Raw genomic sequence first — 17465 nt, 5'->3', positions numbered from 1 at the left:
ACATGAGCATCTCACGCGAGACATTCGACCCGACCAAGAACTACAAGCGCATCCGCTACCATCAGGATCGCGACCTGCTGGATTCCGAACTCAACGAGCAGCAGGACATCATCAACCTGGAGCGGCGCAAGATCGCCGACATCCTGTTCAAGGAAGGCTCCATCATCATGGGTCTGGAGGTCAGCGCGGCCGCCAACGTCCTGACCCTGGCCCCGGGCGTGGTCTACATCGACGGCCATCTGGAACAGGTGAGCGGCGCGACCCTGACCTATGATCCGGCCACCACCAGCGGAGCCGATTACGTTTACGTGGAGCTGCTGAAGTACAACTACGGCTACACCCAGGACCCGGCCCTGATCAATCCCGCCACCGGCGAGCCCACCGCCGAGCGGGAGAAATGGGTACTCTCCCTCAAGGCGACGGATACCAGCGGCCAGACGCTGCCCAACAACGTGGCCGAACGCCGGGTGATCCCGATCTACAAGTTCGACCGCGAGAGCGGCGATGTCACGCCCACGGTGCAGGAGAAGTCCAACCTCTACCTGCGGGATCTGCTGGGCACGCTGCCGGGCAGCCGGATCACCGTCTCCTCGATCACCGAGGACCAGCTCTCCTTCGCCGCCGCCGAGGGGCTCAATTCCCTGATTCAGAATCTGGCCGAGCGCACCTTCGACCAGGCCGGAAGCTATCTGGTGCGGGGCTTCGACACCTTCATCGGCGGTGTCGACGACGACAGCGTGGAGGCGATCACCAACGCCGGACGCGCCTACATCCAGGGTTTCCGGCATCAGCGCGATCTGCCCACCTCGACCCTGGTGCCCAAATCCATCGCCACCAAGTCGGTGCGCGGTGAGCAGAAAACCTTCGACATCAACAAGCGCCGCTATCCGGTCAACTCCACGCCGCTCAAGGAGACGACCCAGGTGGAGGCCATCGTCGAGATCACCCGCAACGTCACTCGCGGCTCGGTGGGCGGGGGCGAAGACCTGCTCGACCCCAATCCCGTGGTGGACATCCTCGAGGTCAGCCAGGGGGCGACCATCTTCCAGGAGGGCGTGGACTGGCAGCAGTCGGGCAACCATGTCGACTGGCTCGGCTCCGGCAACGAACCGGCCATCGGCACCACCTACACGGTGCGCTGGACCTACACCAAGCAGATGGTCAAGGGCACCGACTACGTGGACAGCGGCTGGTTCGGACAGGCCAACCATCCGGTGGCCGGAAACTATTTCTATCTGGTGACCGCCTACAACGCCACCGGCGAGACGGCCTTCAACGCCGCTGCGGTCATCGCCCGGGCCACCGCCGCCAGGGAGATGAACAAGCTTTCCTGGCTGCCGGTCAGCGGCGCGACCGGCTATCGCGTCTACCGGGCAGCCACCAACGGCGCACGCACCGACTACAAGCGCCTGATGGAACTGGGCAGCGAGGCGCTTTCCTATGTGGACGACGGCGTCGAGGAGATCGGAACTGCTTCGCCTCCGGCCACCAACACGGCCGGACTCACCATGTCGCCGGTGCAGCTCGAGCTGGGTAACCTCAACGTGATCAACTTCGGGCGCGGCAGCCTCGGCGACCAGCCGGTGAACGGCTCCAACTGCAGCCTGGATTACGACTATTACCTCGGCCGCCGCGACATCGTTTACGCCACCACCACCGAGATCAAGCGGCTGGAAGGGGCTCCGGCGGATTTTCCGAAGCTGCCCATCGTGCCGGAAAACGCCCTGGGGCTGTGCAGCATCGACTGCCCGCCCAATTCCACCGACATGGAGATCCGCAACTTCGGCCTGACTCGCATCACCATGGACCAGATTCACGACATCATCCAGGACGTCGAGGACCTGAAGTACAACGACGCCCAGTACCAGATGAACAACGAGCTGCAGAACCGGGACGCCCAGACCAAGAAAGGCATCTACTCGGACGACTTCTCGAACACCGCTCAGTCGGACATCTACCACGCCGAATGGGACGCCCGGGTCAACGAGATCGCCCGTTTCGTCGCGCCGGACCGCATTCCGCACTCCACGGTGCTCTCGGTCGATCAGGCGGGCAGCAATGCCAGCTTCTTCGGCAGTCTGGCGCTGCTGCCGGGCAACGAGACCGTGCTCGTTGAACAGAACGACTGGTCCGAGGAGCGCAACATTAACCCCTACGCGGTTTTCGACAAGCCCCCGGCCATGCTGCAGATCACGCCCAACCTCGGGCGGCGCGGCCAGACCGGCATCGCCGTCACCGGCATCAACTTTACGCCCAGCAAATCCGGCATCGTGCTGCGCTGCGACGGCCAGGTGATGGCCAGCAACCTGATCAGCGACGAGGCCGGTCGGGTCAGCGCCTCCTTCACCATTCCGACCAACGCCCGCAACGGCAACCGCATCGTGGAGATGGCCGACGGCGTCTACTCGGCCCGGGCCAGCCTGCAGATCAACGATCCGCTGGTCATCACCCGCATCGAGCGCATCATCGAAAACCGCATCATCCGCGTGCCCGTGGTGCAGGTGGTCTGGCGCACCCAGACCATCTTCGTGCCCCGTGACCCGCTGGCCCAGACCTTCAGCTTCACCCAAAACCAGGTGATCTCCAGCATCGGTCTGCAGTTCACCGCCCGGGACCCGAGCATTCCGGTCACGGTGCAGATTCGCGGCGTCACCACCGGTCTGCCCAACGGTGTGGTGTTCGCCGAGAAGGTGCTGGCCCCGAACGAGATCAGTCTGAGCGGCGAGACCCGTATTCGCTTCGACGACCCGTTCTACGCCGAGGCCAACACCAGCTATTCCGTGGTGCTGCTGACCAACAGCACCAATTACAAGGTGCGCACCGCCACCCTCGGCAAGATGGGCCGCTGGGGCATCATCACCCGGCAGACCTACATGGAAGGCGTGCTGCTGGAGAGCTCCAACGCCGAGACCTGGACGCCGCTCAACGGCTCCGACCTGGCGATGAAGATCTACGGTTACAACTTCCAGTCCGAGGGGATGATCCGCTTCCAGCCGATCACCGGCGTGCAGTTCTCCGACATCAACCTCGACGAATACTCGGCCATCCCCCAGGGCACCGGCCTCGACTGGGAATACTCCACCGACGGCGGCGTGACCTGGGACGCCATGGTTCCCGCCGAGGAGGAACGGCTACCCAACCTCGCCACCCGGGTTCAGATCCGCGTGCGCCTGAGCAGCTCGCTTGCCAATGACACCCCGGCCATCAACTTCCGCGACGTCAACCTGGTGGGCTACCTCAACAAGACCACCGGGGCCTACCTGACCCGCGAGAACGAGCTGACCCAGGGGGTGGAATCGACCAAGGCCTATGTGCAGATGCAAATTCCCAGCGGCACCACCCTGCAATGGTTCGCCAGCAACGACGGCGGCCTGACCTGGGAGGCGATGACCATCCAGGACACCCGGCCCATCGACGAGAACTGGACCGAGTACACCCTGGTGCGCACCTTCACCGACAACACCGGCAACAAGGTCCGTTACAAGGCCGAGATGACCGGCACGGCGCTGATCTACCCGCGCATCCATTCGCTGGGCGCGACCCTGAGCTAAGGAGGTACGGCCATGATCGTTCGACGCAAAGGCGGCCTGACCGAGTTCATCCCCACGCCACAGGAGAAGCGCGACGGACTGATCCGCGACCACGCCCTGGGCCTGCTGGAGAATCTGCACCAGCGCCTGGCGCGGCTGGAACGGGCATCAAAGCTCCCGACCGCCGAAGCGGAGGCCTTCACGGCGCTGCTGGCGCGGATGCGGGCCGACGAGTCGCGCAACATCGAGCTGCACGCCAGCCTGATCACCTCTGATACCGCCTCCGGCTGACCGGCTCACTGCCACCGCCAACCCAGAAACCCCGGGTACGGCCAGCCCGTTCCGGGGTTTCTGCCGCCTGTGCGCCGCCCAATCCGGCCAAGTTCGCAAGTCATTGAAAATAAACGTGTTAAATGTCGGCTTCGGCTGTTCTTCTACTTGATTTGTGTCCGGAAAGAAGCATTCATTCATGGTGTAAGCAGAGGCTAAAAAGCCTTGCCAGACAACGACTTATAAGCGCCACGAACGACGGAGGCACGCATGAACCTGAAAGAGATCCACTACGGGATCGAGATCGAGACCGTAAAACGCACCCGGGAACAGATCGCCTGGGCCGTCCACTCGGTGGTGGGCGGCACGGTCCGCCATGTCGGCATCCCCAGCAGCTATGACCCCTGGGAGATCGAGGACCTGCGCGGCCGCGTCTGGAAGGTGGTGGGGGACGCCTCCCTGACCAGCGTCCCGGCCCATCTGCGGGCCGAGGTGGTCAGCCCGGTGCTCGGTTACGACGACATCCCGCAACTGCAGGAGGTGGTCCGGGCAATCCGTCGCGCCGGGGGCAAGATCAACAGCCAGTGCGGCATCCACATCCATATCGACGCCGCGCCCTTCGACGGCAGGCACCTGGGTAACCTGGCCAAGATCATCTACAAGCAGGAACCGCTGATCCTCCACGCCCTCGGCATCAGCCGCGACCGGCTCAACCGCTACACCCGGCCGGTCAGCGACGAGCTGATCCAGCGCATCGAACAGCATCGCCCGCGCACCAAGGACCAGCTCAACCGCATCTGGTACGGCTACCACAACCGCCAGCCCCAGCACTACGACAACAGCCGCTACCACGGGGTCAACCTGCACAACGTCTGGTACCGGGGCACGGTGGAGTTCCGCTGGTTCGAGGCGACCCTCCACGCGGGGCGGATCAAGGCCTACCTGCAATTCTGCCTCGCCGTCGCCGCCAAGGCGCTCAACGGCCGGGCCGCCTCCAGCCGCAAGCGGGACTTCGACCCACAAAGCGCCAAGTACGACTTCCGGGTCTTCCTGCTCCACCTCGGCCTGATCGGCGATGAGTTCAAGACCGCCCGCAAGCATCTGATGGCCAACATGCCCGGTGACGCCGCCTTTAAGAACGGACGGCCCAAACCGGAGGACGTCCTTCCGATTGAGACCAAAACCACCACTCTCACCAACGAGGCCGGGCAAGTTCCCGGCCTCACTGTTTAAGGAGGTGCCCAATGAAGATTCTGATCCGCTCCACCACGCTGGACGGCGAACCGATCCCCGGCAGCGGGGAAACCATCCAGGCCGCCGACTGCCACGAAGTTGTCGAGCTGATGCGCGGCCAGACGCCGTTCACCGCCAGCCGAGCGCCCCGGGACTACATGACCGAGGTGCTCTCCGGCATTGAAGGCGGGCCGACCCGGCCATTGCCGGAGGACGCCGCCGCTGCGGCCGCCGAGTTTCTCACCCGTCTGGCGCGGCACGGCCTGATTGAGTTCCTGCCCGACGACAAGGCCAGCGATCCCTGGCCGGAACGCTTCCTCGAAGCCCTGGAGACGGTGCGGCTCTCCGGGCGCACCAACATGCTCGACCACCCGGAGGTGACCCGGCTGACCGCCGAGATGGGCTACCCGGAGGTGGCCGAGTGGCTGGCTGACCACCGGCGGGAATACGCAGCCTTCGTTCTCGAAGGGACGAGACCGCTCGGAAAGAACTTCGGCGGCAAGGAGGACCCGGCTCCATGTGCGGACAAGTAGGCATCATCTTCGGCCGCAAGCGCAGACGGCCCGACGAGCGGGATTACCTGCGCGAGGTCTTCATCCGCATGCTGCTGCACAGCGAGGAGCGCGGCCCGCACGCGTCCGGTCTGGCCTGGCTCAAGACCGACGGCAGCCACCGCATCTTCAAACGGCCGATGCGGGCGCACGAGCTGGTCTACGAGAAGCCGTTCCAGGAACTGCTCGGGCAGGTCGACAACGAGACCACCATCCTCATGGGCCACACCCGTTGGCGCACCCGAGGCAACGAGCTCAACAACCGCAACAACCATCCCATCCGGGCCGGGATTGTCATCGGCACCCACAACGGCACCATCTACAACGCCGATTATCTGTTCCGCCGTCTCGGCCTGCCGCGCTACGCCGAGGTGGATAGCGAGCTGATCTTCCGCCTGGCCGACCGCTTCGCGCCCGAAGGACCCATCGACCAGGAGGGACTGAAGAAGGCGCTTGCCCTCTGTCGTGGCCAGATGAGCGCCGTGCTGGCCTCACGGCTCGACCCCGGCACCATCACCGTGCTCAAGGGCAACAAGCCGCTTTGCCTGCGCATCCACTGCCAGCACCGGGTAGTGCTTTACGCCTCGGAGGCCGCTTTCATCGACTTTGCCGTGGACAACGAGAAGGGCTGGCGCGAGCTGGAGGTGCCGCCCATGACCATGCTCACCATCCGCCACGAGGATGTGCGGGCCATCGAAAACAGCAAATTCCGCTTCATACCCCAGGAGCGCAAAGGGACGGGTTGATTGATGATTTTGGATTGCGGACTGCGGATTATTTGCGGGAGCGGGCGGTTTTTATGGAGGCGACGACCATGGAAAGGATTTCATTTGCTTCGTTTTTCAGATCGGTCAAGCGCTTCTCGTTCATTAAACCGGCATCGGCGATCAACTCCATCCAGTAGATGGATTCATCGCATTCTTCCTCGACGATGGCCATTTTAGCGATGAAGTCGGCGGGGGACTTGGCGCGACAGGAGGCGCGATAGTTCGCGCCAACCGAAGTACCACAGCGGAGCAATTGGTTTCCGATCACTTTCGCGGTCTGGTTCTTCGGCAACGCTTCCACCAACCGGATCACCCTGATCGCGAAAGTCTTGGTTCTGTTTTTGAACTCATCAGCATCCATGGAGGTAACATATGACATTTTCAATCAATCCTCAATCCGAAATCCCCAATCAGCAATTGTTGCGGCTCTTCGTCTACGGTACCCTGAAACGGGGCTACTGGAACCATCAACGCTTCTGCGCCCAGGCCCGCAGCATCGAACCAGCCGTGGTCTGGGGCAGGCTCTATCATCTCCACGCCGGGTTCCCGGCCCTTGAGGTGCCGGAAGGGCTGATCCTGGCCCGGGGCACCGCCGACCCATTGGCCGACGCCCGCAGACAACAGAAGATCGACACGCCACGCTTCGGCCGACCGACCGGCGACTGGGATCTGATCCATGGGGAAGTGGTGACCTTCACCGACCCGCAACGCGACCTACCGCCCATCGACCGGCTGGAAGGATTTCGGCCCGGCGGACACAGCATGTACCAGCGGGTGATGGTGGCGGTGCTGTGTGGACGCAACTCGATTCCAGCCTGGACCTATTGGATACCGCGTGTTGAAAACGGCACCCGGCTTGATTCCGGCGTCTGGGATTCGAGGCTTTAAAATTAACATGATTTTTCAGAATGGTTAATGCGCCTTCACCCATTTCCAAATGAAACGATTTTGCGCTTTCCCGTTCATGCTCTCTTCATGATGGCGTTTTATAGTGGTGTCAACCGACAGGGCAAGGCGTTGGTCGTCTGGCCGATGTTACTGCCGAAACAACCTGATAATAGGAGGTATTATCATGAAGAAGAAATGGATTGCTGTTGTGGGAAGTGGGGCCTTGGTCGTCGGGCTTGCCGTTGCGGGAGCAAGTTTTGCCGATACGGACGATACCGAAGTCAAGAATGGCACCATCCGGATCGAAAAACAGACCGAAGCCGAATTCCCTTCGATGGCCAAGATTTCGATTGACCAAGCCGTTGAGCGAGCCTTGGCCTCGGTCCAGGGCCAAGTCCTGAAAACGGAGCTTGAGGACGAAAACGGTTTTCTGGTCTACGACGTCGAAGTGGTTTCGGCCAGCAAGGCCATCATGGAGGTGAAGGTGGATGCCGGCTCGGGAAAGGTGCTGGCCATGGAAAAGGATAAAGCGGACGACGAGGATTAATCTAATCAGTGCGCCCTGAACACCCGTCTGTCAAATTGGTGTTCAGGGCGCGCTGTTATCAACGGCGGCAATGCCGTGTCAAATTTTCAACGCGAGGCTTATGCCATGATTAATATCGAGAACCTTCGGTTACCTATCGAAGGAAAGGAAATCCTCAAGGGCATTGATCTTCATCTGCGTCCCGGTGACACGTATGGTCTGCTGGGGCCGAATGGTGCCGGCAAATCCACCACTATTTTTGCCCTTTTGGGCCTCCGTGCTTTCGGAAGTGGACGTATCAGCGTTCTGGGCGGTAACCCAGCGGACGACGCTGTTTTCATCCGCCGTTCGGTGGGGGTGATGCCGGAAAAAGCGGGGTTTTACGACTGGATGATCGCTCCCGATTATCTCAAATGGTACGGAGGGTTGTATGATTTTGCGCCCACAAAGCAGGATGTGGCAAAAATGCTGGAAAAAGTGGGACTTGGTGCAGAGGCGCACCGTCCTATCGGGACCTATTCCAGAGGAATGAAGCAGCGTTTGGCCGTGGCCCGGGCTTTAATATCTCGCCCCAAACTGTTGATATTGGATGAACCCACCAACGGACTCGATCCCAAGGGCAGGCGCGAGATTCACGACCTGTTGGTGGAATTCGCCTCCGACGGAAAGGCTGGAGTGCTGTTGTGTACCCACCTGTTGGACGATGTGGACCGTTTGTGCAACCGGATCGGGATCATCGACAACGGCCGCACCCGGCTCGAAGGCTCCCTTGGTGATCTGCTGGCGGAACAGGGGGGCGGTCAACGATACCGCCTGCGCCTGGAATCCGCGCCGGACACCACAAACCTTCCGGCCGGGGTCGCCATAGCGGGACGTGAAGGCGGCTGGTGGTACGTTCAAGTCCAGGCCGCGCCATCCGGAGGACCGTCCACTCTTTGGCATGAATTGTGGCGGCGCGACTGGAAAATTTTGGAAATTCGTTCCGAGGCGTCGAGTCTGGAGGAGCTTTACATGAGTCATACCGGCCAGGACAGGCCTCATGCTCAGGAGGCAGTATTATGAATACGATCTGGATCATTGCTCGCAAGGAAAGCGCGCAGATGCTGCGCAGTCAACGGGGCATGCTTTGGCTGCTGGCCTTCAGCGGCTTGCTGTCAGCGTTCAGCCTGCTCCTGGTGAGTACCACCGAACTGAGTCTGCTCGACAACGCCCAGGTGGTCTACATGATGGCCGGGACGGTCCTGGCCGCCGGAGCGCTTCTTGCCGTTATTCTGGGAAGCGACACCTATGCCGGTGAAAAAGAGCGGGCCACCCTGGTGCCCCTGCTGTGCGCGCCCGTCGCTCCTGACGCCTTGCTGGCTGGCAAGGCCGTCGGTATGCTGGCCGCCTGGGGAGTCATGTTTGCGGTGGCGACACCTTACCTGTGGGCGGTGGGCGCGAGCGGCCAAAACCTTGGCGCGGCCCTGTTCTATCTGGCCCTTTTTGGCACCCCGGTAGTGCTCGGGTTCGGGTATCTTGCAATGGCGTTGTCTGCCCGTACGGGGAGCTTTTTTGGCATCCCTGCTCAGTACGGTCACATTGCTGATGCTGGCCGCAAGTCCGCTGGTCATCGGACCCGGTCTGCGCGGCACTGCCGTCGGACGCATCTTGGACGCGATCAACCCGTTTGCCGGAGCGCTCAACACCTTCGATAGTGTCATTATCGATAGCGATCCGTTTTCGGCTCAGACGTCAAGACTGATCCTTGTGACGGTATGGCTGGTACTTTGCCTGCTTGCGGCCCGCCGCAGTGCCGCCCATCCCAATTTTCAATAAGGGGAACCATCATGAAAATATGGAAAACTCTGTTTCCGGTTATTCTCTCAGCGTTCCTGTTAGTGTCCGTTTCAGCGGCGGCTCAGGCCCCTGTGGCCCTCGACCTTCAGCCCGGTGGAAAAAATCCGACGTCGCCTGTCATGGGAGACCACCTGCAATTCTGGAGCACCATCACCAACACGGGGGGGACCCCCATTGAAGGTCTGGTGGCGTGGATCAGCCTGGTGGAAATCGATCCAGGCAATGAACAGCCGGTTGACCTGGAAGACTGGAGCGCGCACAAGGCCGTCACCGGAGCGAGCCTGAAACCCGGAGAGACCCTGCGGACCGATTGGCCCATGCGGCTGATCAAGGGCGGCGATTATCGGGTGGTGGTCAGCGTTACCGACCGTGGCGGCCGACAAGTATACACCAGCCCGACCATTCAGTTCCATGTCAGGCAAAAGCCGGTGCTTCAGGCAGGAAGGGTGTTGCCGGTGGCGGCGGCGATACCCTTGCTGTTCATCGGTCTGATGATCTTCAATAATACAAGGCGGCGTCATGGGAACGGGAGGCTTTGACATGTTTCACCAGGCTATCGTTTGGCTGGCCGATACCGTTGGCCAATGGGGATATCCGGGAATCGTGATGCTCATGGCCTTGGAGTCTTCGTTTTTTCCGTTTCCCAGCGAGGTAGTCATCCCACCGGCCGCCTACCTTGCGGCGGGTGGAGAAATGAACATTGGAATGGTCATCCTCTGCGGCACCTTGGGTAGCCTGTTAGGGGCCGTCTTCAACTATTGGATCGCCCTGAAGTTCGGAAGACCGTTTTTTATGAAATATGGTCGGTATCTGCTGGTCAGCCCCAAGTCCCTGGAAAATGCAGACCGCTTTTTTGAACGTCATGGGCATATCAGCACCTTTGTCGGCCGGTTGCTTCCGGGCATCCGCCAGTATATTTCACTTCCGGCGGGGCTGGCCCGCATGAATATGTTCATTTTTTGCGTGGCCACGGCGTTGGGCGCGGGAATATGGGTGTTGGTGCTGGCGGGCATGGGCTATTTTTTCGGACGCAATGAGCAGATGGTATTGGAAAACCTTCACTGGGTCACCCTGTTTCTGGTGATCGCATGTGGTGTCACTGTGTTTCTTTACTTGCGTAAAAGTCAGAGCCATTCAAGGCGGGAGCAGAAGCTTTCAGAGTAAAACCGCTCCTGAAGTTTACCAAAAAGTAAACTTGGGCGAATGTCCAGGTAAGCTTCGACCTTCTATATTAGCAGCGTCGTATGTTTTTTATTTGGAGATGAAATGAATTTTCAAGACATGGAGAAATAGCGCCCATGGGGAAAAGATTGCATGCAGCCGTCATCGTGGCTTTGACATTGCTGGTGTGTTCCTTTTCAGCTCTCGGCTCTGAAGGAACGCCTGGGGAAAATCCGGCGGTTGCTGTTGAACAGAAAATAATGACCACCCCCCAGGCCGTGGTTTTGGGCGTGGTCGAAGGACTCACGGAATATTTGCCGGTCAGCTCTACGGGCCATCTGCTGCTGGCGGAAAAGATCATGGGTATCGGCGAAGATCCTCGTCAATCTCCAGCGCAGCGGGAACAAACCAAGGAAGCCGTTGACGCTTACACCATCTGTATTCAGGCTGGAGCCATCCTGGCCGTGCTTTGGCTCTATTCCGGGCGGATCAAACAGATCTTGCGGGGGATGATGGGAAAGGATTCCACCGGCCGCCGACTGTTGTTCAACGTGGTGGCCGGGTTTCTGCCCGCTGCGGTTTTAGGCTTGCTGTTCAATAGGGTGATCAAATCATACCTCTTCGGACCGTGGCCTGTTGTCGCCGCATGGCTGCTCGGCGGTCTCGCCATATTGGCCGTGAGTTGGCGCAACCGAGCAAGGGATCAGGGAGCACGAACCGGCAGCTTGCTGGACGACATGACTTGGCGAATGGCATTGATCATCGGTTTTGCCCAATGCATCGCCATGTGGCCTGGTGTCAGTCGTAGCCTGGTCACCATTGTGGGCGGTTTGCTGGTGGGGCTGACAATGGAGGCGGCCGTCGAATACAGTTTTTTGTTGGGGGTCGTGACGCTTGGCGCGGCCACGGCATACGACACGCTGAAGCATGGCCAGTTGATGCTGCAGACATTCGATCATTTTTCGCTGATCGTCGGCGTGGTGGTGGCCTTCATCGCCGCAGCCATCTCCGTGAAATGGATGGTGAGTTACCTGTCCCGGCACGGATTGGAAATCTTTGGCTACTATCGTGTGGCCATTGCCGTGGCGACGACGGTGTTCCTGCTGACGACGAAGATGAAATGGATATGAAAAACACGCCATTCAAGCGTATCCCCGTCAGCATTTGGGCTCTCGGCCTGGTGAGCATGTTCATGGACATCTCGTCCGAGATGATCCACAGCCTGCTTCCCCTTTTTCTGGTCGGCACCTTGGGAGCAAGCACGTTCGCCGTCGGCCTGATCGAAGGAGTGGCCGAGTCCACAGCTCTCATCGTCAAAGTATTTTCCGGGACCCTCAGCGACTATCTGGGTAAACGCAAGGTACTGGTTGTTTTCGGCTACTCCTTGGGAGCGCTGACCAAGCCGTTGTTTGCCATCGCGCCATCCGCCGCCATCGTTTTCACCGCCCGCCTGCTGGATCGCGTGGGAAAAGGGGTGCGGGGCGCTCCCCGCGATGCGCTGGTGGCTGACCTGGCTCCACCCGAGATGCGCGGCGCGGCATTCGGCCTGCGTCAATCCCTCGATACGGTCGGGGCGCTCTTCGGCCCGCTGCTGGCGGTTGGCTTGATGCTGCTTTGGGCCAACAACTTCCGAGCCGTGTTTTGGGTCGCTGTCATCCCGGGTATGATCGCTGTCGCTCTGCTCCTGTTCGGCGTGCGCGAGCCGGAACGGCACGTTGGTGAAGAACGCACCAATCCGATTCGCCGCGACAATCTCAGGCGACTGAGCGGGGCTTACTGGTGGGTCGTCGGTATTGGCGCGGTCTTCGCCTTGGCGCGGTTCAGTGAAGCATTCCTTGTGCTCCGCGCCCAGCAAGGAGGTATTCCGGTCGCCTACGTCCCCCTGGTAATGGTCGGCATGAACCTCGTCTATTCAGGATCAGCCTATCCTTTCGGCAGGCTCTCGGATCGAACGAACCACGGCACGTTGCTGTCGCTGGGCCTGATCGTTCTGATCGCGGCCGACCTGGTATTGGCCGCAAACGACCATTGGCTTACCGTCGCCGTCGGGGTGTCTTTGTGGGGGCTTCACATGGGGATGACCCAGGGATTGCTGGCGACCATGGTTGCCGACGCAGCGCCTGTGGATCTGCGCGGAACCGCCTATGGCTTTTTCAATCTGGTCAGCGGCATCGCCATGTTGATGGCCAGCGCCGCAGCGGGGCTGTTGTGGGATCGCTTCGGCGCATCCTTTACCTTCTATGCGGGGGCGATCTTCGCCGCACTGGCGTTGATGGGTATTGTCCTCAAGGCGTGGCGGCAGCGACCATTTTGCGAGGTGCCCCGATGACAACGTATCTGAATACGTTGCTGACCTTTATCAGCCATCATCCCGAGTTGGCATATGGCCTGATATTCCTGATTTCACTATCGGAATCCCTGGCATTGGTGGGGCTTCTGGTGCCGGGTACGGTGATCATGTTTGGTGTCGGAGCGGTTGTGGCCACAGGCAGCTTGAACCTGTTTCCCGTTCTTCTGATGGCCATGATCGGAGCGATTGCCGGAGACGGTGTCAGTTATTGGTTGGGGCATCATTACAAAGAAAAGCTGGTCAATATCTGGCCGTTTTCACGCCACCCCGGAATGCTGAACAAGGGAGAAGCCTTTTTTCATCGCCACGGGGTCAAGAGCGTTCTTTTCGGTCGTTTCGTTGGGCCGGTGCGCCCGATGATACCGGTCGTGGCGGGAATGCTGGGCATGCACCCTGTGCGTTTCAGCGTTGTCAATGTTCTTTCGGCCATTGGTTGGGCCTTGGTTTATATCCTGCCGGGGGTCTTTTTCGGAGCATCTCTGGCGTTGGCGGGGACCGTCAGCACCAGATTGGCCGTGCTCGTGTTGATACTCGTGGCCGGGATATGGAGTCTCATTTGGATATCCACGAGAACCCTGTCTTTATTAGACCGCAAAGGACCAGCCGTTTTTGCCGTTTTGAAGCAATGGACAACGACGGAACTTCCACATCAAGGGACTGTGCCACGGCTTTTTAAACGAACTACTTCGATCCTGATTTTCAGCAAACAAGGAGAAGAACTGCTGTTCGCATTTTTAACGCTGCTCCTTTTTGCAGCAGGGTGGGGCTTTTTTGGTGTGTTGCAGGATGTTATGGCAAAAGACCCGCTGGTTGTCGCGGACCAAGCGGTATACCACTTTCTTCAATCTCTTCGTACCCCCTGGGTGGATAATGCCTTTGTCGGGGTAACCGAGTTAGGTGATTCGTTCGTCAATATCGCCCTGTTCTGCACGGTTCTGCTTGTTCTGCTCGTGAAACGCTGCCGCCGGGCGGCGACTTTCTGGGCACTGGCTGCGCTTGGCGGCCTGTTGGGGGTTCAGTTGCTCAAATGGGCCATTCATTTGCCGCGACCCGTGGCTATTTACCACGGTGCTTCGGCCTACGGTTTCCCCAGCGGCCACACGACCATGAGCGTGATCCTTTATGGATTTCTTGCCATCCTGCTTGCCCGGAGACTGACCGGAGCATGGCGCTTGGGGTTGTTTTCAAGCGTTGTTTTGATCTCCTTTGTTATCGGCTTTTCCCGTCTTTATCTGGGCGCACACTGGCTTTCCGATGTCCTGGGCGGCTATTTTGTCGGCACAAGCTGGACAGCGTTCATGGGAATAGCCTGGCTGAAGGGGGCTGATGACGAGATTCCTCGGCGTTTGCTGGCATCGACGGTTGTCCTCGTTATCGCCATTGCCGGGAGCTGGCATGTGGTTCAGAAGCACGAAAAGGACTTAGCGTTTTATGCCCCGCGCCATCCCATGCGGAACATTGCGCTCACATCATGGCAAGCCGATGTCTGGCGCGACCTTCCAGCTTGGCGGGTCGACATGGAGGGCGAACCAGAACAACCTCTCACCGTCCAGTGGGCCGGATCACCCGATGAGCTGTCCCGCTTTCTCATGAGTAAAGGATGGCGGCGACCGTTGCCGATGAATCCAAAAAGTTTCCTTGGGATGTTTGCCCCAGGCACGCCGATTGAACAGCTCCCGGTTTTGCCGCTACTTCACGACGGCAAGGTGGAGCGTTTGCGCCTTGTTCGAACGGGGAGAGGGGTCCAGCGTCTTGTGCTTCGCCTCTGGTCCGCCGATGTCAAAATAAACGGAAAAGATACACCTCTATTTGTCGGGACCATAGAGGAACAGCAGGGGCGCAGCCTGGCGGGCTTGATAACCATGGCAAAGGATACCGGAAACTATGAACGTCCGTTGCACCTGCTGGAGCAAACACTCGGTGGCACATTCAAAGTAAGGCTGGTTCATCGGGCGGATCGTGAAACGCGAACTGTCCATGAGCATCAAGGGACACAATGGAGCGGTGGTGTGTTGTTGGCAGACCAAGTGTTGACTGACTGATTTGATAAAAAACACCCGGAATCCTTTTTCCTCGCCGCTTCATCCTTTCTTCATTTTCGTCTGTTACATTCCCACCCAACAACGGATCGGATCAGGAGATCCCTTTCCGATCCGGCATATAAATGATTGAACCTGGATAGAGGGAAGAGATTATGCGGACAACATTTCTGCCGTTTTCCAAACCGTCCATCAGCGAACCCGAAATCGAGGCGGTGGCCGAAGTTCTACGTTCCGGATGGATCACCACCGGCCCCAAGGCCGCCGAGTTTGAAGAGGCCTTTAAAGCTTACTGCAATACTGAAGGGGCAGTGGCGCTATGTTCCGGTACGGCTGGCATGCATCTTTTGTTGGCGGCCCTGGGTATCGGCCCCGGAGATGAGGTGATCACCCCCTCCATGACCTGGGTCTCCACAGTGAATCTCATCAAACTCGCCGGAGCCACGCCGGTTTTTGCCGATATCGAGCGCGAGACGCTATTGGTTTCGGCGAAAACCATTGAACCGCTCATTACCGCACGTACCAGACTGATCATCCCTGTGCATTTCGCAGGCGCTGCGGTGGACATGGACCCGTTGCGGCAACTGTCTTCGGCAAACAACATTCCGTTGGTCGAGGACGCGGCCCATGCCGTCGGCACAGAATACCGGGGAGAACGAATCGGCCGACGGGGAACCGCCATATTTTCGTTCCACCCCATCAAAAACATGACCTGCGGCGAAGGCGGGATGTTTTGTTCCAACGACCCTGGCCTTATCGAACATATCCGGAGGCTGAAGTTTCACGGGCTTGGCGTGGACGCCTATGACCGCAACACTCAGGGGCGTTCTCCGCAGGCAGAGGTTCAGGAGCCTGGATTCAAGTACAACTTGACCGATATGGCGGCGGTCCTTGCTTTAGGACAATTACGCCGGTTGGACGAGTTCAATCAAAAACGGGCGCTTCTGGCGCATCGTTACAGGGAATTGTTAGCCAATGTTGATGAAATCGTGCCTCTCGCCGTTCCTTCCTATCCCATGCGCCACGCCTGGCACCTGTTTGTTGTCCGTCTGGACACAAAGCGGGTGGGTATGGACCGGGAAACCTTCATGGCGGAACTAAAAAAGCGGAATATCGGTACGGGTATCCATTTTAAGGCAGTGCACAGACAGAAATATTACCGCGAGACATTGCAACTGCCCGAAGGCGTACTGCCGAACACAGAGTGGAATTCGGATCGGATTTTTTCGCTTCCCCTGTTTCCGGACATGACCTTGAACGATGTGGATGAGGTTGTTGCGGCCATCAAGGAGGTGCTCGCATGAATGTCACACCGGATCTTTCAGTGGTCATCCCGGTCTATAACGAAAGGGACAATCTGCCGGAGCTTATTGACCGCTGTCTGGCCGCCTGCCAAAAAAACGGACGCGATTTCGAAATCATCCTGGTGGATGATGGCAGCAGGGACGGCTCCCGTGATCTCATTCTCCAGGCCGCTGATCAACACACTGAAGTCGTCGGCGTGATTTTGAACCGGAATTACGGCCAGCACGCGGCGGTTTTTGCCGGGCTGGAGCAGAGCAAGGGCAATATCGTCGTCACGCTGGATGCGGACCTTCAGAATCCTCCCGAAGAAATCCCCAGACTGGTCGATGAAATGGATCGCGGTGTGGATGTCGTGGGCACGGTGCGCGAAAATCGGCAGGACTCCCTATTCCGCCGCACAGCATCGGCGCTGGTCAACCGACTCGTCCGGCAGACCACCGGGGTAATGATGCATGACTACGGTTGCATGCTCAGGGCTTACCGGCGGCCGGTTGTCGAGGCCATGCTCCAGTGTCGGGAGCGCTCCACTTTTATTCCGATCCTGGCCAACAGTTTTGCCGGCAGCACCGCTGAAATACCCGTCAAACACGCCTTGCGGGAAAACGGTGAATCCAAGTACAGCCTCTTCAAACTGATTTCGCTCCAGTTCGATCTGCTCACCTCTATGTCCACTTTTCCCCTGCGCTTACTTTCATTGCTGGGGTTGCTCATCGCGGCCAGCGGCATCGGTTTCGGCGTCCTTCTGATGGTGTTGCGATTTGCCTACGGCTCCCAGTGGGCTGCCGAGGGCATATTTACGCTGTTTGCGGTGCTCTTTGTCTTTATTGGGGCACAGTTTATCGGCATGGGTCTTCTCGGTGAATACATCGGACGCATCTATCACGATGTTCGCAGCAGGCCCCGCTTTTTTATCCATGAAATCCGGGGCAACTCCCTCGATGATTGCGGCGACCAACCCGATTCTGCTCTCTATACGATGGTCGCAAGTCGAGCAAATCGACAAGTTTGA

General features: G+C 59.1%; 17 protein-coding genes. 16 read left to right on the top strand and 1 reads right to left on the bottom strand.

The genetic code is table 11. From position 1 onward, the window contains the following. Nucleotides 1–2: 2 nt before the first annotated feature. The 5 genes from ACZ500_RS21020 to ACZ500_RS21000 all read left to right on the top strand — a co-directional run bounded on the left by ACZ500_RS21020 (nucleotide 3) and on the right by ACZ500_RS21000 (nucleotide 6330). Nucleotides 3–3551: a DUF4815 domain-containing protein gene (locus ACZ500_RS21020; RefSeq protein WP_464229416.1), complete on the top strand. Its 3549-nt coding sequence runs from the start codon at nucleotides 3–5 to the stop codon at nucleotides 3549–3551. Between the two features lie 12 nt (nucleotides 3552–3563). Next, nucleotides 3564–3821, top strand: a complete 258-nt coding sequence (locus ACZ500_RS21015) for a VrlD (protein ID WP_464229414.1) — start codon at nucleotides 3564–3566, stop codon at nucleotides 3819–3821. A gap of 249 nt (nucleotides 3822–4070) precedes the next feature. Next, a complete protein-coding gene (locus ACZ500_RS21010) occupies nucleotides 4071–5033 on the top strand; it encodes an amidoligase family protein (RefSeq protein ID WP_464229412.1) in 963 nt (320 codons plus the stop codon). A gap of 11 nt (nucleotides 5034–5044) precedes the next feature. Further along, a complete protein-coding gene (locus ACZ500_RS21005; RefSeq protein ID WP_464229410.1) occupies nucleotides 5045–5566 on the top strand; it encodes a DUF5049 domain-containing protein in 522 nt (173 codons plus the stop codon). Next, nucleotides 5551–6330, top strand: a complete 780-nt coding sequence (locus ACZ500_RS21000; RefSeq protein WP_464229408.1) for a glucosamine 6-phosphate synthetase — start codon at nucleotides 5551–5553, stop codon at nucleotides 6328–6330. The genes ACZ500_RS21005 and ACZ500_RS21000 overlap by 16 nt, the downstream gene beginning before the upstream one ends. 28 nt (nucleotides 6331–6358) lie before the next feature. On the opposite strand, the gene ACZ500_RS20995 is transcribed toward ACZ500_RS21000, so the two are convergent. Beyond that, nucleotides 6359–6712: a four helix bundle protein gene (locus ACZ500_RS20995; RefSeq protein ID WP_464229407.1), complete on the bottom strand. Its 354-nt coding sequence runs from the start codon at nucleotides 6710–6712 to the stop codon at nucleotides 6359–6361. A gap of 11 nt (nucleotides 6713–6723) precedes the next feature. On the opposite strand from ACZ500_RS20995, the gene ACZ500_RS20990 reads away from it, so the two are divergent. The 11 genes from ACZ500_RS20990 (at nucleotide 6724) to ACZ500_RS20940 (ending at nucleotide 17465) form a co-directional block, all read left to right on the top strand. Beyond that, complete coding sequence (locus tag ACZ500_RS20990) at nucleotides 6724–7239, top strand: gamma-glutamylcyclotransferase family protein (RefSeq protein WP_281791798.1); 516 nt, start codon at nucleotides 6724–6726, stop codon at nucleotides 7237–7239. A 184-nt stretch (nucleotides 7240–7423) separates the two neighbouring features. Beyond that, a complete protein-coding gene (locus ACZ500_RS20985; RefSeq protein WP_281791799.1) occupies nucleotides 7424–7786 on the top strand; it encodes a PepSY domain-containing protein in 363 nt (120 codons plus the stop codon). Nucleotides 7787–7891: 105 nt separating this feature from the next. Beyond that, nucleotides 7892–8827, top strand: coding sequence for an ABC transporter ATP-binding protein (locus ACZ500_RS20980; protein WP_281791800.1), 936 nt, complete (start codon nucleotides 7892–7894; stop codon nucleotides 8825–8827). Beyond that, complete coding sequence (locus tag ACZ500_RS20975; protein WP_464229406.1) at nucleotides 8824–9459, top strand: ABC transporter permease; 636 nt, start codon at nucleotides 8824–8826, stop codon at nucleotides 9457–9459. The genes ACZ500_RS20980 and ACZ500_RS20975 overlap by 4 nt, the downstream gene beginning before the upstream one ends. Nucleotides 9460–9591: 132 nt before the next feature. Further along, nucleotides 9592–10140 (top strand): COG1361 family protein, encoded by a 549-nt coding sequence (locus ACZ500_RS20970; RefSeq protein WP_281791802.1) that lies wholly within the window; start codon nucleotides 9592–9594, stop codon nucleotides 10138–10140. Nucleotide 10141: 1 nt separating this feature from the next. After that, nucleotides 10142–10765: a DedA family protein gene (locus ACZ500_RS20965; protein ID WP_281791803.1), complete on the top strand. Its 624-nt coding sequence runs from the start codon at nucleotides 10142–10144 to the stop codon at nucleotides 10763–10765. 134 nt (nucleotides 10766–10899) lie between these two features. Beyond that, entirely contained in the window at nucleotides 10900–11892 is a 993-nt protein-coding gene (locus ACZ500_RS20960) for an undecaprenyl-diphosphate phosphatase (RefSeq protein WP_464229405.1), read from the top strand. Then, nucleotides 11883–13091 carry an MFS transporter gene (locus tag ACZ500_RS20955; protein ID WP_281791806.1) on the top strand — a complete coding sequence of 403 codons (1209 nt, stop codon included), beginning with the start codon at nucleotides 11883–11885 and terminating at the stop codon, nucleotides 13089–13091. The genes ACZ500_RS20960 and ACZ500_RS20955 overlap by 10 nt, the downstream gene beginning before the upstream one ends. Then, nucleotides 13088–15154: a bifunctional DedA family/phosphatase PAP2 family protein gene (locus tag ACZ500_RS20950; RefSeq protein WP_464229404.1), complete on the top strand. Its 2067-nt coding sequence runs from the start codon at nucleotides 13088–13090 to the stop codon at nucleotides 15152–15154. Before ACZ500_RS20955 ends, ACZ500_RS20950 begins: the two co-directional genes overlap by 4 nt. Before the next feature lie 152 nt (nucleotides 15155–15306). Beyond that, entirely contained in the window at nucleotides 15307–16455 is a 1149-nt protein-coding gene (locus ACZ500_RS20945) for an aminotransferase class I/II-fold pyridoxal phosphate-dependent enzyme (protein ID WP_464229403.1), read from the top strand. Further along, a complete protein-coding gene (locus tag ACZ500_RS20940) occupies nucleotides 16452–17465 on the top strand; it encodes a glycosyltransferase (RefSeq protein ID WP_281791809.1) in 1014 nt (337 codons plus the stop codon). Before ACZ500_RS20945 ends, ACZ500_RS20940 begins: the two co-directional genes overlap by 4 nt.

Source organism: Desulfatiglans parachlorophenolica (assembly GCF_055394735.1).
This window is presented reverse-complemented; position numbering and strand designations above follow the sequence as displayed.

Bases quoted from the DNA above. Each gene is read 5' to 3' on its own strand.
- ACZ500_RS21020 (WP_464229416.1), top strand. From the start codon at position 3: ATGAGCATCTCACGCGAGACATTCGACCCGACCAAGAACTACAAGCGC.
- ACZ500_RS21015 (WP_464229414.1), top strand. From the start codon at position 3,564: ATGATCGTTCGACGCAAAGGCGGCCTGACCGAGTTCATCCCCACGCCA.
- ACZ500_RS21010 (WP_464229412.1), top strand. From the start codon at position 4,071: ATGAACCTGAAAGAGATCCACTACGGGATCGAGATCGAGACCGTAAAA.
- ACZ500_RS21005 (WP_464229410.1), top strand. From the start codon at position 5,045: ATGAAGATTCTGATCCGCTCCACCACGCTGGACGGCGAACCGATCCCC.
- ACZ500_RS21000 (WP_464229408.1), top strand. From the start codon at position 5,551: ATGTGCGGACAAGTAGGCATCATCTTCGGCCGCAAGCGCAGACGGCCC.
- ACZ500_RS20995 (WP_464229407.1), bottom strand. From the start codon at position 6,712: ATGGATGCTGATGAGTTCAAAAACAGAACCAAGACTTTCGCGATCAGG.
- ACZ500_RS20990 (WP_281791798.1), top strand. From the start codon at position 6,724: ATGACATTTTCAATCAATCCTCAATCCGAAATCCCCAATCAGCAATTG.
- ACZ500_RS20985 (WP_281791799.1), top strand. From the start codon at position 7,424: ATGAAGAAGAAATGGATTGCTGTTGTGGGAAGTGGGGCCTTGGTCGTC.
- ACZ500_RS20980 (WP_281791800.1), top strand. From the start codon at position 7,892: ATGATTAATATCGAGAACCTTCGGTTACCTATCGAAGGAAAGGAAATC.
- ACZ500_RS20975 (WP_464229406.1), top strand. From the start codon at position 8,824: ATGAATACGATCTGGATCATTGCTCGCAAGGAAAGCGCGCAGATGCTG.
- ACZ500_RS20970 (WP_281791802.1), top strand. From the start codon at position 9,592: ATGAAAATATGGAAAACTCTGTTTCCGGTTATTCTCTCAGCGTTCCTG.
- ACZ500_RS20965 (WP_281791803.1), top strand. From the start codon at position 10,142: ATGTTTCACCAGGCTATCGTTTGGCTGGCCGATACCGTTGGCCAATGG.
- ACZ500_RS20960 (WP_464229405.1), top strand. From the start codon at position 10,900: ATGGGGAAAAGATTGCATGCAGCCGTCATCGTGGCTTTGACATTGCTG.
- ACZ500_RS20955 (WP_281791806.1), top strand. From the start codon at position 11,883: ATGGATATGAAAAACACGCCATTCAAGCGTATCCCCGTCAGCATTTGG.
- ACZ500_RS20950 (WP_464229404.1), top strand. From the start codon at position 13,088: ATGACAACGTATCTGAATACGTTGCTGACCTTTATCAGCCATCATCCC.
- ACZ500_RS20945 (WP_464229403.1), top strand. From the start codon at position 15,307: ATGCGGACAACATTTCTGCCGTTTTCCAAACCGTCCATCAGCGAACCC.
- ACZ500_RS20940 (WP_281791809.1), top strand. From the start codon at position 16,452: ATGAATGTCACACCGGATCTTTCAGTGGTCATCCCGGTCTATAACGAA.